Genomic DNA, 13,514 nt, shown 5'->3' with positions numbered 1-13,514 from the left:
AACCGAGAAACTATGACCTATTCCGGCCAACAAGGTGATCCGTTAAGATCAATGATGACCAATTGTGACCTTGGACTTTTTCAATTAACGACTATTTTCAAGAAGTACGACTACATAGGAAATTAATAACACAGGCAGCACCGCTAAGGTTAGGGTTGGCAGGGAAATATCCTCAATATTCGCACCGCTACTGAATATTTCCACCATCGGCTGAATCGGAAAAAACATAACTAATGCCAGCAAAGCTATTAACCCAAACACCGTAAAAACGATCGCTCTTTTTTGGCTATGCTGACGGTACTTTTGCACCGATTGCCGGATAAATTCCTGTTGCTGTTTTGGTGTATCTGCGACAAAGTCTCTGTGTAGATATTGCATCAAATCGCTATCTGGTTGGCTCATTATGCGGCACCTCGCTGTTGTCTCAGTGAAAAGGCGATCAATTTATCCTTACCTCGCTTACCATGGGATTTAACTGTGCCCAGTGGCATCTCCAATAAGGATGAGATTTGTTGGTGGGAATAACCAAGCGTATGGTTTAAGGTAATCACTGCCCTTTCTTCACTGTTAAGTAGCGCCATCAATTGCATGACATAGCGCTCATCGATAAATTCGTGATTGTCACTATTACGTTCATCACTTTGCTGCAACAATAAGGATTCAAGCTCCTGTTCTTGCAGACATTGCCAGCGTTTTTCTCGCTGTTGCATTTTTAAAAAATGACGAAATGCGATGCGATACAACCAGGATTTAAACGCATCAAGGTTGTTCAGCCTGCCAAATTGCTGATACACCGTTATCAGGGTTTCTTGTGCAATATCATCCGCCTGCTCAATATCACCCGCGGTCAGGCGCCGACAGTAGCCTTTCAACTGGCTCTGACATTGCGATACCACCTGTGCAAAAGAGTGACTGTCGCCACGCTTTTGAAAACGCTGTAACCAATGCGATAACATGGTTATCTGCTTTTCATCATTTGAAATCCCATAAGCGGATTATGACTCTTGCTGGTCAAATTTCCAAACCACCAAATAACCTATCCCTAATGCTAATGGAAACAGACTGATACCAATCACATCCGTATCCAGGCCGTCCAGCATACCAAACAGGGCCGTAGCAACCGCAAGACAAACCAATAAAATACCACGCTTAAAATCTTTTTGTGGTGCCGACTGGGTTTGCAGTATTTTTTCGATACTTTCCGGTGACAGCCCTTGGCCTTTTTCTAATGCCAGGCGCAGCGTTTGTTGTAATGCAATTTTATTGCGGTAGCTGAAAAATAAAAATGAAAACGCGACTGCCGAAAATGAGATAAAAATGATCCCTACGATGATGCTATCTTGCATGGGTATTTCCTTAAAATAACGAGTGAGTGTTATTAGTAAGAGGCAGGCAAGGTCCATTTTGGATGCAAAAAAAACATTTATTTTAAATTAAACAACGTCCAGAGCCTTAACCCCTGAATCGAATAAACGAAACAGGCGCCCTAAGGCGCCTAACGTAACGTTAACCAATGATTATAAATAACGATGTTTTTTTGCTAGTTTTTCGCCACCTCCGTTTGCGTTGCGGTTAATTGCATAACCACTCGGCGGTCAAAGGAGCTGGGGACTGCATTTTCACTGTCTCCTTGTCGTACTTCGCCGATGGCTTCACTCTGAATTTGAATCTCATTAACACCATTGACCAACAGCATGGTTTTCACTGCCATAACCCGTTCCTCGGCCAGCGCCAGGTTTTTATCTTTGCTACCCAATGTGTCTGTGTATCCCGACAAATTGATGGTGATATCTGGATTTTGTTTTAGTAGCGCCGCCATTGCGACAATTTGCGGTTGATACTGGCTGGCAACCTCACTCGATCCGTTCGCAAACATCAGGCTCATTAAAAAGTTTTCCGCCTGATCAATCAGAACCTGTTGATGTTGATGTTTAGCATCAATAAGTTGCTGATGATTTTGCTGCTGTAACGATGTCAGTTGTCGCTGATATGACTGCTCAGTAACAACAAGTTGAGTTTTCACCTCATCCAACTCTTCGTGTACCATCATATTTTTGGCAATCATATCGCCGAGCACGGCCGCCAGGAATGCCCCCGGTGGTCCGCCAAATATCGCCCCAATGACTGCGCCGCTGCTAATACCGATCGCCTGTTCTTTACTAAGCTCATCGGCCATGGTTTTGCCACTACTGGCATTCGCCTGAAGTGGTTGCGCCATCAATGCGGCAAAAAATAAACCAACGGTAAGTGTTTTAAATTGATTAAGTGTCATGGTAACCCCTTTCGTATGTTTTTAGTCAGTGTGTTATTCGCTGCAATTAAGCAAGCTATGGAGTTATTAAACACTGGGAGTTTGACCAAAAAGCTGTTAAAAAGTGATAAGCCGCAAATCAATTATGACCAATTGTGATTTATCCGTCGGATAACTATTCACAACCAAAGCGCAGGGTATAGTGACAATACACGACAGCAACAAAAATAAAGTTATGAGTAAACGAATCGCAATTGTAGAAGATGATGACGGTATCCGTGAAAACTACGCAGATGCATTGCGCCAGCAAGGATTTAGTGTGCAAACCTATGCGTGTAAAGATTCCGCAATGTCTGCTTTTGAATTAGCCCTGCCCCACCTCGCTATTTTGGATATTGGCCTGCATGATCAATTTGATGGCGGATTTGAGTTATGCCAATGGCTGCGCAACAAATCCAATCTGCTACCGATTATTTTCCTTACCGCCCGAGACAGTGATGCCGATCAAATCAGTGGTTTGCGCTTAGGTGCTAATGACTTTGTCAGTAAGACCATGAGTTTTGATAATCTCAGTGCCCGCATCCATGCAACCCTGAATTACCTATCTCGGTTGACCCAGCCACAGCAAGCCGACCAGGAATTCACTCGCGGTATGCTAACCGTCAATCTCGATCGCCTGACCCTGCATTGGCAGGAACAATTGGTCAAAACCACCATAACTGAGTTTTGGATGGTCCATGCCTTGGTAAAAAATCCAGGACATGTGAAGTCAAAACAGCAACTGATGGATGACGCTAAAATCGTCGTCGATGACAACACAGTTACCGCCCATATTAAACGCATTCGCAAAAAATTTATCGCCATCGATGCGACTTTCAATTGCATCGATACGGTTTATGGCATGGGCTATCGTTGGCATGATGTTGACTAAGGAATGGATTGATGTGGCGTAAACTGCGGCTAAATCTGTGGAGCAAATTAATGCTAGTAGCCAGTTTGTTGTTGGCGATCCCCTTTATTGGCTACTACTACATCTGGGATATGGAAACTTTTTTAAGAAAAGGTCAGGAACAAACTCTAATGGGTACCGCAAGGGCGTTAGCAACCGCCTTACACGAACGTCCTAACCTGTTTAATCAACAAGCCAGTTATAAGAAAAAACTCGAAACCGGCAAAGATTTTCTCCCGGCCAAGATCCAAAATCCCATTCGCCTCGATGGCGATTTATCCGACTGGCAAGTACAAATCGCCGCACGCAATCATTATGATTTTCATCACCAAATCGACAGTCACTTTGAGGCGGCGCAAGTCAGTGTCGAATTTACTTCTCAAATAGGCCGTTTTGACGACTATGTGTATGCCTATTTTGACGTCAAAGACGAACAGCTTGTTTACCGACCGCGAAACCAGTTAAGCATCACTGATAACGATTATTTGGAAATCGCCACCCTCAATCAAAATCAACAATTGCAGCGTTATATTGTTACCAGTTATCAAAGTGGCTGGGTAAATGGTTATCGTTTACCAAGCAGCAACGAAAACCAGAAATACCCGCAGCCACAAAGTAATATACAAGGTCATTGGCAAGCAACGGACACGGGCTACACGATAGAGCTGCGTATGCCGGAATCCTTGCTTGGCGAAAAAGTTGCGTTTGCGATCACCGATTTTGATCGTCGGGATTTGCCGACGATTACGATTGGCTCTGCGGATCCAAAACGCAGTGAACAGCTCGGTACTTTTACCGTGCCATCTCCTGATATCGAACGGATTATCAAGGCCATGGGACGCAGCCAATCAAGCATCATTGTGGTCGATCAGCACCAGCGTGCACTAACCCAGCAAGGTAACATTCATGCCGCCAGAGGGGTTTTTGATTCCAGCTTATATCAACGGGAAGGACTGACCTGGCTGGAAACGGCGAAAACCTGGATCATGGCGCCATTTTATTATTTTTTATTGACCAAACCGAGCAGTGACTTTACCAGTGAAGAATTTGAATACCGACAAAATAAACAATCCCATGTTCAACAAGCATTAACGGGAACACCTGCGACCATGTGGTGGACCACTAAGGATAACAAGGCGGTGATCCTGTCAGCGGCGCACCCCATTTATGTCAACAATCAAGTCAAAGGTGCGGTGATAGTTGAAGAAACAACCCATGGTATTCGAGATATTCGTAACAGTGCTATCGAAGGGGTAGTTATTACTTCTTTGATGATTTATATCTCAGTGGCGGCCCTGTTGTTTTATGCATTACGGATCTCGCTGCGTATTCGCCGCTTGCGCAATGCAACCGAAGCGGTGGTCGACGATCATGGTCGTATCGTGCAACCTTTATTGAACTTGCCGGCAAAAGATGAAATCGGTGATTTATCGAGAAGTTTTGCCAATATCCTCGGCCAACTTGGTCAATACAATAATTATTTGCAGACCATGTCTTCTCGCTTGTCCCATGAACTGAAAACACCAGTTGCCTTGGTTCGTTCTTCGTTAGAAAATTTGAACTACCATGCGACGGATGATAATCAACAGCGATATCTGACCCGAGCCCACCAAGGTATTGAGCGTTTAAATACCATGTTGCAGACCATGAGCGAAGCGACACAATTAGAGCAAGCGCTGCAAACCAGTGAGTTTATTACTTTTGATCTGGTACAACTGGTGCAGGGGTGCAGTTATGGTTACCAGCAAATCTATCCGCAGCAACATTTTTCGGTAAAGATTGCCGACAAACCACTCTATATTAGCGGCAGCGATGATCATATCGCGCAATTGTTAGATAAGCTGGTTTCCAATGCCGTCGATTTTAGTGATAACGACCAGGCGATTGAGATCTCCCTGGCAAAACACAAAAAGTCCGCGCGAATCACCATTACCAATTACGGTTCATCGCTTCCTGATGATATGAGCCAAAATATTTTCGATGCCATGGTTTCTTTGCGCACCAATAATTCGGATGCATCGCACCTGGGGATCGGCCTGTATATCAGCCGATTGATTGTCGATCATCATCAAGGCACGATTAGCGCCCATAATCTGGCCCCCGGATATGCGGGTAAAAACTTGGAACCGATTCAGGGTGATAGTCTTGCTGATGAAAGCGCGACGATAAAAAACCACGGTGTAAGCTTTGTCATTGACTTACCTATTGTAAACCCTGCATCTAATTAACATTACCTGATACTCGTGTTCGATACTTTTGATATTAAAAAAGAAAATAGCGAAATGAATTTTCTCGTCTAAAGTTATTGTTTCTGGAATAGCGTGGCAAATATCGCAAGTCGTTACAGTCAGGAATGTTTCTTGCAGTAATCTGTACGAGCCTGAAATACACACGGTTTATAGGGGTATTTGCATCAACCTAGTGCAACATTGGTTAAATATTGCACAGTTATATACCAAACTGTAGAGCGCTAGCGTGCGTTAACTATTTCAGGGGAAATCAATAACAATTAGTCGTCCAAGGAGTTAGTAATGTTAACCAAGCGTTTTTTTAAAACTAAAGATGAAACTGAAGTAACTTTTGAATTCTTTCGTCCTGATGTCACGAGCGTGGCTTTGGTAGGAGAATTTAATGACTGGCAACCCGTGGCTATGAAGTTTAATAAAAAAGCCAATACCTTTAAAACCAAGGTTCGCCTGCCGAAAGATCAAACATTCCATTTTCGTTATTTGCTGAACGAGTCTGAATGGGAAAATGATTACGCTGCCGACACATATATAGCAAATGATTTTGGTAGTGAAAACAGTGTCGTTGTCACGCACGTATAATCAATGCTAATCTGCAGTTAACCCTATTAAGATTCGCTGGTACTTGTTTCGAATACTGAACGCTATGCGACCAGCACTTTGAATTGAGCACAGAATCTTAATGGGTATTCGCCCCAATCGCTTGGGGCTCGCCTCATTCAAAATGATGCTGTATTTGACTGAGCGCTCTAATATGGAATTGCGCACAGGAATAATTAGATGCCAAATAATAATCGTCACATCAGTAACTTAACCCGAGATACATACGCCCTAGTATTAGCCGGAGGACGGGGTTCACGTCTGCATGAACTTACCCAATGGCGCGCCAAACCCGCTGTATTCTTTGGCGGTAAGTTCCGCATCATCGATTTCCCTCTATCAAACTGTATCAATTCCGGGATCCGTCGGATTGGTATTGCAACGCAATATAAATCTCACTCTCTGATCCGCCACATTAACCGTGCCTGGAGTCATTTTAAAAAAGAAATGGGCGAATCTGTCGAGATTTTGCCGGCTTCACAGCGTTATGGTGACGAGTGGTATCGTGGCACCGCCAATGCGGTTTTTCAAAATATCGATATTATTCGTCATGAGCTGCCAAGATTCGTGATGATCCTTTCCGGTGATCATGTTTATCGAATGGATTACGGCCCGTTGATCGCCAAACACGTCGCTCAGGGTGCCGATATGACGGTATGTTGTATTGAAGTGCCAATCGAAGAGGCTGCCGGTGCATTCGGCGTGATGACAGTGGATGAAAACAATAAAGTGCTGCGCTTTGATGAAAAACCAGAGCACCCTTCGGAAATTCCTGGAAAGCCCGGTTATTGTCTGGCCTCCATGGGAAATTATGTATTTAATACAGAGTTTTTGTTTGAGCAACTGCAAGTTGACGATGAAAAAGCAAACTCCAGCGGTGACTTTGGTCACGATATTATTCCAAGCATTATTAAGTCCCATGAAGTTTATGCCTTTCCATTTCGGGATCCCAATTCTGAAAAACAACCATACTGGCGCGATGTTGGTACATTAGACTCATTTTGGGAAGCCAATATGGAGCTGGTAGAACTGGACCCGCAACTAAATATGTATGATGAAGACTGGCCGATTTGGACCTATCAGGAGCAAACCGCACCGGCAAAATTTGTATTTGATGATGAAAATCGACGTGGGATGGCCATCAATTCGACGGTTGCCGGCGGTGTCATTGTCTCTGGTTCAACCATCAAGCGTTCTTTATTATTCAATAAAGTACGGGTCAGTTCCTTCTGCTTAATCGAAGAAAGCGTGGTATTGCCAGGGGCGAATATTGGTCGTAATTGTCGAATCCACAAAGCGATTATTGATCGCAATGTAAACGTGCCGGAAAACTTAGTGATTGGCAAAGATCATGAACAGGACAAGGCGAATGGGTTCAGAGTAACCGATAAAGGTGTCGTGCTTATTACTCGAGACATGATCGCCGGTTACCTCGCCAAACAGGCAGTAGAACAGGCTCAATCTGAGCCAATTGAATAGAATCTAAAGCCGCGCATCGTGTCGCCGGTAAGCAAAAGTTAAAACAACAATAATGAGTAGTATTTCGCAAACAAAAACCGACAATCAACAATTCACAGTATTGCATGTTGCCTCAGAAAATGACGCCTTGGTGGGTGGTAAAGTTGGCGGCATTGGTGATGTCATACGTGACGTACCTAAATTCAGTGTTGAGCATGGCTTGCAGGCTGATGTAATCACTCCCGGGTATGGTATTCATGGCCAGAATCAAAAATCCGTTTTGATCCGTCAAATCAGCGTTGAGTTTCGAGGCCAAATTGAACAGGTTGAGTTACATCGTATCGATTTTACCGAGTCTGCAGCTGACATCACTTCTCCTGCGGTGAATCACTGGTTTTTAGAGCACCCGCTGTTTTATCAACACGGCCGTGGAAGGATTTATGTGGACGATGGCGAGCACCGACCATTTGCCAGCGATGCCAATAAATTCGCTCTGTTTTGCGCCGCAATTTGCGAGTTACTCAGTGGTTTTTGGTTACGTAAATTTCGTGTTTTGCATCTCCATGACTGGCACAGCGGTTTAGTACCAACGCTGGCCGCATTTCATAAAAAATACGCCCCCGTGGCGAATATTCATCGCGTCTATTCAATTCATAACCTGGCGTTGCAGGGTATTCGTCCGATAGATGGTGATGAATCCAGTCTCAAAGCCTGGTTTCCTGGTTTGACGGTTGATGAAACCTTAGTATGCGATCCACGCTACCCTAATTGTTTCAACCCGACCCGAGCGGCAATTAATTTAGTCGACGCGGTTCACGTTGTCTCCCCGACTTATGCAAAAGAGGTCATACAACCCTCAATGCACCAGCAGGGCTTTATTGGTGGCGAAGGGTTGCATCTGGATTTACAACGGGCGCAGCAACAAGGGCGACTCTTTGGCATACTCAATGGTTGCGATTATGACTATGCGCCAATTTTGAACCCAAAGCCAGAGCATTCAGTACCCGCTCGGCACTTTGACCATCAGGCATTCCCTGCAATTCAACAGGTATTGGAACAATGGCAGGCCAGCCATCATTTTGTCCATTCAGCCCACCTTGTCGCATTACAACGTCTACAAGAGTGGCAGGAAAGTCCGTTTCACGGACCATTAGTCACCAGTATTGGTCGCTTAACCAGTCAAAAAGTAACCTTGTTACTTGAAACCGTCAATGGCTTAACGGTACTCGATCACTTGCTTGCGGTATTGGCCGCAACGCATGGACGCATGATAATTTTAGGCTCAGGCGATCCCGATCTTGAAGATCAAATCACGCAGGCCATGCAACGTCATGAAAACCTTTTATTTATCAACGGCTATCACCATCAACTTCCGAAATATTTATTTGAAGGTGGCGATTTATTTTTAATGCCGAGCTCTTTTGAGCCATGTGGTATCAGTCAAATGCTAGCACTGAGAAGTGGTCAACCTTGTCTGGTTCACGACATAGGAGGCCTGCACGATACCGTTGTTGAAAACAAATCAGGTTATCTTTTCCGAGGTGCCGATATCAATAAACAAGCCAATGCATTAATTGATTGTTTTCAAAATGCGTTAACGACCTATTCCGAAAAACCACAGCAATGGCAGAAAATGCGTCAGTTATCTAGTCAGCAACGATTCTTATGGCAAGACAGTATTGAACAATACTGTCAGCACTTATACCAAGGTTCCTAGTAATCGAGGCATTAAATTGGTGGGGCTGTGGCTGAAGTCATTTAAGCCTAGCGAGCATTAACACAGCAAGTGACCAGAGTAAATTTTTGGGTTTATAACGCGGGCGCAGGTATCACGCCCGCAAAGAAGACAAGGGCGACTAACCGATTTGCGCTTCAAAGTTCGTTGATTGGGTAATGTAGGGGTGGTCTTCTAAAAATATTTCGATCGCCTTTTTTACTTTGTGGGCAATAAAATCGATTTTATCGTCAAAGAAGTTTTTACGATGATCTTCACTATCAAAAATTCCAATGACTTCGCCATTGGCAGCAAAAATTGGACAGCAAAGTTCGGATTTAACTTTGGCATCACAACGATAATACGGCCCTTCATGGGTTTCGACGTCTGGAATATAGTAATGCTGCTTTTCCATTATCACTCGGGTATTAATCGATTTATGCAGATATTCCTCAGAGATAGGGAATTCCGCTTTCGACATTTCTCCGTTGTATACATACTTAACCAACTTATCACCGTGGCGCAAATATATCCCAAACCAAAGTACGTCGGTTTGTATATGGATCCAGCGCACCAGACGATTTAACCTCGCCAGCAAATCCACCAGATTTTTCAGTTGCTCTTCGTTATTCGCATACTGACGCAAATCATAACGATCCCCTTCGACTTTATAGATAGGGCAACTGCCGTCTGGGTTCAATTGTGGCTGAATATAGCTTAATAAGTGATCATGGTTATCCAATTCATTAATTGGTTCGTATAACACAGACAAAATATCAAATAGGCGCATGGCAACTCCGAAATAAAAGACGTTTAGACGTCTAAACACCCAGGCATTATACACAATGAATTTTATAGTGCTAGAAAAAAATCTAAATATGGCGCAGAGCCGTATTGGCTATCGCCATCTAAGGTTAGTGTGGTGACGTAATTATAGTGGCACACGCGAAGCGACGGTTAGCAAATGGCATTTGCAAGACATCGGCATATCAGGCAATTTTTTCCCTGCTTGTCGCTTTGATGCAGTGATTGTTATACTGAATTTTAAAATAAGGGGAAACGATGAATACGGTGCACAATATTAATCAACCGAAACTAGGTTTTGAAATGGAACAGGCTAGAATTGATATCATCAATTTACGATTGCGAACGTTTATCGGTTTCAACCCTGAAGAGTTGACCAAACAACAGGATATCGTCATCAATGCGCAAATCTATTATCCCGCTATGAGTGCCTGCGAATCTGATGAAGAGTCCAAAGCGCTTAACTACAAAACCATCACAAAACAAATGATTGCGCATGTCGAAGATGGCCACTTTAAGTTGCTCGAAAAACTCACCTCAGATTTACTCGCCATTGCGATGGAACCGAAAATTGTCAGTCATGCGACCGTTCAAGTAGAAAAGCCCCATGCATTAAGATTTGCAGACTCGGTGTCTCTGACATTAAGCGCGAAAAGAGCACTCTGATATGCCACAATCCAATATCATTATTACTGGCGCTGGTCAGCGCTTTGGCTATCATTTGGCAAAAGCATACCAACAACGAGGGTTTCAGGTTTATATCAGTTACCGCAGTCATCGGCCGCAGGTTGACGAATTACAAGCCATGGGCGTCGATTGTTGGCAGGTTGATTTTCAAAACGACGACGAGATCCAAGGCTTTGTCGAGCACATCCAAAAACACTGTTCCAGCATTCGTGCTCTGGTGCACAATGCGTCGGATTGGCTACCCGACAACAATGATTTGTCATTGACTGAGACGCTTGCTCGAATGTTACAAGTCCACGTGCAAGCACCTTTCCAAATGAATCATCTGTTAGCGCCGTTATTGCGAGCTCACAGTCAACAACATGGGCAATGCGCCGATTTGATCCATATGACAGATTATATCGTAGACAAAGGCAGTAAAAAGCATATGGCTTACGCCGCCAGCAAAGCCGCACTTGCCAATTTAACCTTATCATTCTCAAGCATGCTCGCCCCGGATGTGAAGGTAAATAATATTGCGCCAGCCTTGCTGAAATTCAACGATTATGATGATCAAGCCTATCGCCTGAAAACGTTGAAAAAGTCTGTCATGGAGAAAGAGCCGGGATGGCAAGAGGGCATCGCCGCCGTCGATTATTTGCTCGCCAGTGTCTATATGACTGGTCGTACCCTACACTTAGATGGTGGTAGAAACGTGTCTTAGGCGCGATTTTTACTGCATTAGACCATTGAAAAGAGAGATTACTATGAAATCTGGTTCATTGAAAAAGCCCCTGTCAGTCGTCGCGAAGCACGGCGAGAATCAGCAAGCACAGCCCGTGAGTGCTGAAGCTGAGAAAGTCAGGGAAGCTCTGCTTGAACAAGGTATTGAAACACCGGTTTCAGTGCCATCGAAAAGCAGTAAGGCATTTCAATTAACGGACGAGGAGAAGCTAATTCGGTTGGAATCAGCTTTTGTCGAAGTGCTTGATATTCTAGGCCTCGATCGCTGTGATGACAGCTTACAAGAAACCCCGAAGCGGATTGCAAAGATGTATCTCAAAGAGATATTTTCCGGCCTGGATTACGCCAATTTTCCTAAAATCACCCTGATTGAAAATAAAATGGGTAATGATGAAATGATCGCGGTCAGCGATATAAGTGTCACCAGTACCTGCGAACATCATTTTGTGACAATAGACGGCAGCGCCAAAGTTGCATACATTCCAAACAAAACCATCATCGGCTTATCAAAAATTAATCGCATCGTTCGATTTTTCGCGCAGCGACCTCAGGTTCAAGAGCGTTTGACTCAACAGATTCTCGTGGCACTGCAGACATTGTTAGATACCGAGCACGTAGCGGTTACCATTAATGCTGTGCATTACTGTGTAAAATCGAGAGGTATTATGGATAGCACATCAAGTACAACCACGACGTCCTTAGGCGGGTGTTTTAAATCCAATCCTGCGTCGCGAGCGGAGTTTTTGCAAAGCTGACACAAAGTATCAACGCTGGATTCGAATCAGACTGTGTCGCGATGTTGGAGTTGACGTAAACCGTCTATTCCACCAGCGCAGCTTACCTCTTAAACAGTGGCGATGCTTTAGCATCGTCCCTCCGTTATTTCCCCATTGCCTTTTTCACCAATTGTTGCTTTAACAATGGCAAATTGTTCAATGCTCGCATCCCTAAGCCCCGCAATAGTTTCGGGACTTTTTGCTGTAGCGAAAAACCCTGCTTAATGGCCTCCATTGCCACCACCATCTCCATGGCTTCGGCCTTACGAAAGCGCGAGAACTCGCCAAGCTTTTTATTTAGCACACTAACCTTGTCAGCATGGCTAAATACTTGTTCAGCGTCGCCGTTGGCAAATGCATCTTCTAGCGTATCCGCAAGTGCGAGTACGTCTTGTAAGCCTAGATTTACCCCTTGCCCTGCTAAGGGGTGAATCGTATGGGCAGCATCACCGATAAGGACAACCTTTTGCTGGACAAAGTTTTCCACCAATTGCATTTTCAATGGAAAGCTCAGTCGCTCTGAAACTAGGTTTATCATTCCTAATTTTCCATCCGTGGCACACGTAATCTCCTTTTCAAACTCAGCGTCGCTCATTGATTTCAAATTCGCGACTCTCTCTGGCGGTGCCGACCAAACAATTGAGCATAAACTAGGATCGTAAAGCGGTAGTAACGCCAGTGGCCCCGAGTCTAAAAACACTTGCCAGGCGGTATTTTCATGGTGGCTTGCAACCTTAACGGTTGCGACCAATGCGTGATGATCATAGTCGCGAAACGTCATCGGAAGTTTTAGCTGGCGTCGTACCCAGGAATTCCCCCCATCGGCGGCAATGACGAGTCTGGCGAGTACCGGCGGTTGCGCTGCAAAACTCAAAAATACTTCACTATCGCCAACGGCAATATTCGACAGTGGCTGCGGAATAATTTCAATCTGTGGCTGGGCTTCAACTTGTTGGGTTAACGCCTGACGAATCACATCGTTTTCGATAATCCAACCCAAACTCTGATCATTTCCCTGATCCGCGAAGGTTAACTGACCCGGCCCATCTTTATCCCAGACATGCATTTGCTGATAAGCCTGTAAACGCTGTTCCAGCATTGTTTCCCAGACATCAAGGCGTGCGAACAGTCGCTGACTCGCGGCATTAATGGCGCTCACTCTGAGTTTAGGTTGCTCTGTAAACTTAGCCACAGGTTGAGGTTCAATCACTGCAATTTGAAGTTTGGTTTTCTGGGCAATGGCTAACGCAGCGCTCAGCCCGACGATCCCCCCACCGACAATTGCTATATCAAATCGTTGCATGCT

At 44.5% G+C, this 13,514-nt stretch carries 14 protein-coding genes; 8 read left to right on the top strand and 6 right to left on the bottom strand.

The features are described from left to right. Positions 1 to 84 precede the first annotated feature (84 nt). From FE810_RS04835 to pdsO, 4 genes are all read right to left on the bottom strand, one after another. The gene (locus FE810_RS04835; RefSeq protein WP_138318900.1) at positions 85 to 402 is read right to left on the bottom strand and encodes a hypothetical protein; all 318 of its coding nucleotides are present in this window, start codon (positions 400 to 402) and stop codon (positions 85 to 87) included. Further along, a complete protein-coding gene (locus FE810_RS04830) occupies positions 402 to 956 on the bottom strand; it encodes an RNA polymerase sigma factor (protein ID WP_138318899.1) in 555 nt (184 codons plus the stop codon). The genes FE810_RS04835 and FE810_RS04830 overlap by 1 nt, the downstream gene beginning before the upstream one ends. Positions 957 to 995: 39 nt before the next feature. Beyond that, entirely contained in the window at positions 996 to 1,346 is a 351-nt protein-coding gene (locus tag FE810_RS04825; protein WP_138318898.1) for a DUF6249 domain-containing protein, read from the bottom strand. Positions 1,347 to 1,540: 194 nt separating this feature from the next. Continuing rightward, positions 1,541 to 2,272, bottom strand: coding sequence for a sortase-associated OmpA-like protein PdsO (gene pdsO, locus FE810_RS04820; RefSeq protein WP_138318897.1), 732 nt, complete (start codon positions 2,270 to 2,272; stop codon positions 1,541 to 1,543). Between the two features lie 214 nt (positions 2,273 to 2,486). Between pdsO and pdsR the strand changes: the two genes are divergently transcribed. The 5 genes from pdsR (at position 2,487) to FE810_RS04795 (ending at position 9,221) form a co-directional block, all read left to right on the top strand. Beyond that, on the top strand, positions 2,487 to 3,182 hold the full coding sequence (gene pdsR / locus FE810_RS04815) for a proteobacterial dedicated sortase system response regulator (protein ID WP_138318896.1): 696 nt from the start codon (positions 2,487 to 2,489) through the stop codon (positions 3,180 to 3,182). A gap of 11 nt (positions 3,183 to 3,193) precedes the next feature. Further along, positions 3,194 to 5,428 carry a proteobacterial dedicated sortase system histidine kinase gene (gene pdsS / locus FE810_RS04810; RefSeq protein ID WP_138318895.1) on the top strand — a complete coding sequence of 745 codons (2,235 nt, stop codon included), beginning with the start codon at positions 3,194 to 3,196 and terminating at the stop codon, positions 5,426 to 5,428. A gap of 303 nt (positions 5,429 to 5,731) precedes the next feature. Continuing rightward, positions 5,732 to 6,028, top strand: coding sequence for an isoamylase early set domain-containing protein (locus FE810_RS04805; RefSeq protein WP_138318894.1), 297 nt, complete (start codon positions 5,732 to 5,734; stop codon positions 6,026 to 6,028). A 198-nt stretch (positions 6,029 to 6,226) separates the two neighbouring features. Then, complete coding sequence (gene glgC / locus FE810_RS04800; RefSeq protein WP_138318893.1) at positions 6,227 to 7,525, top strand: glucose-1-phosphate adenylyltransferase; 1,299 nt, start codon at positions 6,227 to 6,229, stop codon at positions 7,523 to 7,525. A 52-nt stretch (positions 7,526 to 7,577) separates the two neighbouring features. Next, positions 7,578 to 9,221, top strand: a complete 1,644-nt coding sequence (locus FE810_RS04795; protein WP_138318892.1) for a glycogen synthase — start codon at positions 7,578 to 7,580, stop codon at positions 9,219 to 9,221. Between the two features lie 139 nt (positions 9,222 to 9,360). On the opposite strand, the gene FE810_RS04790 is transcribed toward FE810_RS04795, so the two are convergent. Next, positions 9,361 to 10,008, bottom strand: a complete 648-nt coding sequence (locus FE810_RS04790; RefSeq protein ID WP_138318891.1) for a GAF domain-containing protein — start codon at positions 10,006 to 10,008, stop codon at positions 9,361 to 9,363. 317 nt (positions 10,009 to 10,325) lie between these two features. On the opposite strand from FE810_RS04790, the gene folX reads away from it, so the two are divergent. Genes folX through folE form a run of 3 tightly spaced genes read left to right on the top strand, consistent with a single transcriptional unit; the run spans position 10,326 to position 12,187 of the window. After that, entirely contained in the window at positions 10,326 to 10,688 is a 363-nt protein-coding gene (gene folX, locus FE810_RS04785) for a dihydroneopterin triphosphate 2'-epimerase (protein WP_138319014.1), read from the top strand. Between the two features lies 1 nt (position 10,689). After that, on the top strand, positions 10,690 to 11,412 hold the full coding sequence (folM, locus tag FE810_RS04780) for a dihydromonapterin reductase (protein ID WP_138318890.1): 723 nt from the start codon (positions 10,690 to 10,692) through the stop codon (positions 11,410 to 11,412). Positions 11,413 to 11,455: 43 nt separating this feature from the next. Next, positions 11,456 to 12,187: a GTP cyclohydrolase I FolE gene (folE, locus tag FE810_RS04775; RefSeq protein WP_138318889.1), complete on the top strand. Its 732-nt coding sequence runs from the start codon at positions 11,456 to 11,458 to the stop codon at positions 12,185 to 12,187. A 124-nt stretch (positions 12,188 to 12,311) separates the two neighbouring features. On the opposite strand, the gene FE810_RS04770 is transcribed toward folE, so the two are convergent. Further along, a complete protein-coding gene (locus FE810_RS04770; RefSeq protein ID WP_138318888.1) occupies positions 12,312 to 13,511 on the bottom strand; it encodes a UbiH/UbiF/VisC/COQ6 family ubiquinone biosynthesis hydroxylase in 1,200 nt (399 codons plus the stop codon). Positions 13,512 to 13,514 lie beyond the last annotated feature (3 nt).

The sequence above is a fragment of the Thalassotalea litorea genome (genome assembly GCF_005843925.1).
In the GTDB taxonomy this organism is placed as follows: domain Bacteria; phylum Pseudomonadota; class Gammaproteobacteria; order Enterobacterales; family Alteromonadaceae; genus Thalassotalea_A; species Thalassotalea_A litorea_A.
The sequence above is the reverse complement of the archived record's forward strand: the minus strand, read 5'-3'. Positions and strand labels throughout refer to the sequence as shown.

What these genes read in the sequence shown, in the direction of transcription:
- FE810_RS04835 (WP_138318900.1), bottom strand. Translation starts at nt 402, where the DNA reads ATGAGCCAACCAGATAGCGATTTGATGCAATATCTACACAGAGACTTT.
- FE810_RS04830 (WP_138318899.1), bottom strand. Translation starts at nt 956, where the DNA reads ATGTTATCGCATTGGTTACAGCGTTTTCAAAAGCGTGGCGACAGTCAC.
- FE810_RS04825 (WP_138318898.1), bottom strand. Translation starts at nt 1,346, where the DNA reads ATGCAAGATAGCATCATCGTAGGGATCATTTTTATCTCATTTTCGGCA.
- pdsO (WP_138318897.1), bottom strand. Translation starts at nt 2,272, where the DNA reads ATGACACTTAATCAATTTAAAACACTTACCGTTGGTTTATTTTTTGCC.
- pdsR (WP_138318896.1), top strand. Translation starts at nt 2,487, where the DNA reads ATGAGTAAACGAATCGCAATTGTAGAAGATGATGACGGTATCCGTGAA.
- pdsS (WP_138318895.1), top strand. Translation starts at nt 3,194, where the DNA reads ATGTGGCGTAAACTGCGGCTAAATCTGTGGAGCAAATTAATGCTAGTA.
- FE810_RS04805 (WP_138318894.1), top strand. Translation starts at nt 5,732, where the DNA reads ATGTTAACCAAGCGTTTTTTTAAAACTAAAGATGAAACTGAAGTAACT.
- glgC (WP_138318893.1), top strand. Translation starts at nt 6,227, where the DNA reads ATGCCAAATAATAATCGTCACATCAGTAACTTAACCCGAGATACATAC.
- FE810_RS04795 (WP_138318892.1), top strand. Translation starts at nt 7,578, where the DNA reads ATGAGTAGTATTTCGCAAACAAAAACCGACAATCAACAATTCACAGTA.
- FE810_RS04790 (WP_138318891.1), bottom strand. Translation starts at nt 10,008, where the DNA reads ATGCGCCTATTTGATATTTTGTCTGTGTTATACGAACCAATTAATGAA.
- folX (WP_138319014.1), top strand. Translation starts at nt 10,326, where the DNA reads ATGGAACAGGCTAGAATTGATATCATCAATTTACGATTGCGAACGTTT.
- folM (WP_138318890.1), top strand. Translation starts at nt 10,690, where the DNA reads ATGCCACAATCCAATATCATTATTACTGGCGCTGGTCAGCGCTTTGGC.
- folE (WP_138318889.1), top strand. Translation starts at nt 11,456, where the DNA reads ATGAAATCTGGTTCATTGAAAAAGCCCCTGTCAGTCGTCGCGAAGCAC.
- FE810_RS04770 (WP_138318888.1), bottom strand. Translation starts at nt 13,511, where the DNA reads ATGCAACGATTTGATATAGCAATTGTCGGTGGGGGGATCGTCGGGCTG.